Source organism: Xanthomonas sp. SHU 166 (assembly GCF_000364685.1).
Classification (GTDB): Bacteria; Pseudomonadota; Gammaproteobacteria; order Xanthomonadales; family Xanthomonadaceae; genus Xanthomonas_A; species Xanthomonas_A sontii.
In genome coordinates, this window is sequence record NZ_AQOJ01000537.1 from 1 (window position 1) to 1,642 (window position 1,642).

General features: G+C 69.3%; 2 pseudogenes. Both read right to left on the minus strand.

Annotated features, from left to right (window positions below):
* Positions 1-1,116: pseudogene (locus tag D180_RS13880) on the minus strand (hypothetical protein); the annotation flags it as partial.
* Positions 1,117-1,175: 59 nt separating this feature from the next.
* Positions 1,176-1,642: pseudogene (locus D180_RS13885) on the minus strand (methyl-accepting chemotaxis protein); the annotation flags it as partial.

The window sequence follows — 1,642 nt, forward strand, 5'->3', positions numbered from 1 at the left end:
CACCGTCGAGCGCACCGCATCGCCGCCTTCGTTGGCTTCGCGTGCGGCCTTGGCGGCCATGCCGTCGGTGACCTTGGCGTTCTCGGTGTTCTGCGCGATGGAGGCGGTCATCTGCTCCAGCGAGGCGCTGGTCTCTTCCACGCCGGCGGCCTGTTCGCTGGCCGCCTGGCTCAGCGACTGCGCCGTGGCGCTGACCTGCTCGGAGGCGCTGGCCAGGGCGTCGGCGTTGATGTTGACCTCGCCGACCACCTGCGCCAGGCGCGCGACGGTGGCATTGATGCTGTCGCACAGTTCCTTCAGCTGGCCCTGGCACTGCACGTCCGCCAGCCGGGTCAGGTCGCCGGCTTCGATGGCCTTGAGCACGGCGCGGGCTTCGTTCAGCGGGCCGATCACCGTGTCCAGGGTCAGGTTGACGCCGTCGACGATGCGGCGGAAGTCGCCATGGTGCAGGCTGCCGTCGGCACGCACGTCCAGACGGCCGGCCGCGGCGGCGTCGACCAGCAGGCTGGTGTCGCGGATCAGCGCGCGCAGGTTGGAACGCACCTGCTCGATCGTGTCGTTGATGAACGCCTTCTTGCCCGGGAGGGCTTCCAGCGGCGCGTCGAAGTTGCCGCGGCCGAATTCGGCGATGCAGGCCATCGCCTTCTTCTTGGTGGCGATGTGATCGCCGACCATGCGGTTGACGCCTTCGGCGATGACCTTGAACTCGCCCTCGAAGCGATGGCTCTCGATCACCACGTCGATGTCGCCGGCATCGTGCTCGCGCGACATGCGCACGATCTCGTCGTTGATCTGACGCATGCCGGTCTGCACCTGGCGCAGTGCCAGCAGCACCTCGCAGGCCTGGTCGTTGCGCACCGTCGGCATCACCACCTCGAAGTTGCCGGTGGCGAAGCGCCCCAGGGTGGTGGTGGCGATCCGCAGCGAGCGGGTGGTGGCGTGGACGGTAAAAGCCAGTACCGCGGCGGCGAGCACCGTGGCGCCGATGCCCAGCGCCAGGGTCTGCCCGGCGGGCAGGCCGAGGGCGAACCCGCACACGGCGGCGGCCAATGGCAGCACGATGGCGATGGCCGAGCCGCTCCACAGCTTGGAGGACAGCGAAAGGGAGTTGGACATGCCGTGGTACCTGTGCGGGATAGAGAGGCACCGGCCTGCCGGGCCGGTGCGGAGATGGATCAGAACGAGACGAACGCGGCTTCTTCCAGGCGTGCGGCCTGCGCCGTGGCGGCAGGCCCGCCGAAGCTGCGCGCGCGTGGCCCGCGTTGCATCGGCGTCGGCAGCCGCCGCGGCTGCGGGGCCGGTGCCGGGGTGGGCGTGGCGCCGGTGGTGAAGAAGCTCATGAGCGTTTGCAACTGTTCGGCCTGGCTGCTTACTTCTTCGGCCGTGGCGGCCAATTCTTCAGCGTTGGCAGCGGATTGCTGTGTTGTCTGGCTGAGCTGCACCACCGCGGTGTTGATCTGGCCGACGCCGGAGCTCTGCTCTTCGGAGGCGGCGGTGATCTCCTGCACCAGGTCGGAGGTGCGGCGGATCGACGGTTCCATCTCGCCGAGCAGACGCCCGGCGGTCTCGGCCAGGTTCACGCTGGTGCTGGCGACGTCGCCGATCTCGTGCGCGGCGACCTGGCTGCGCTCGGCCAGCTTGC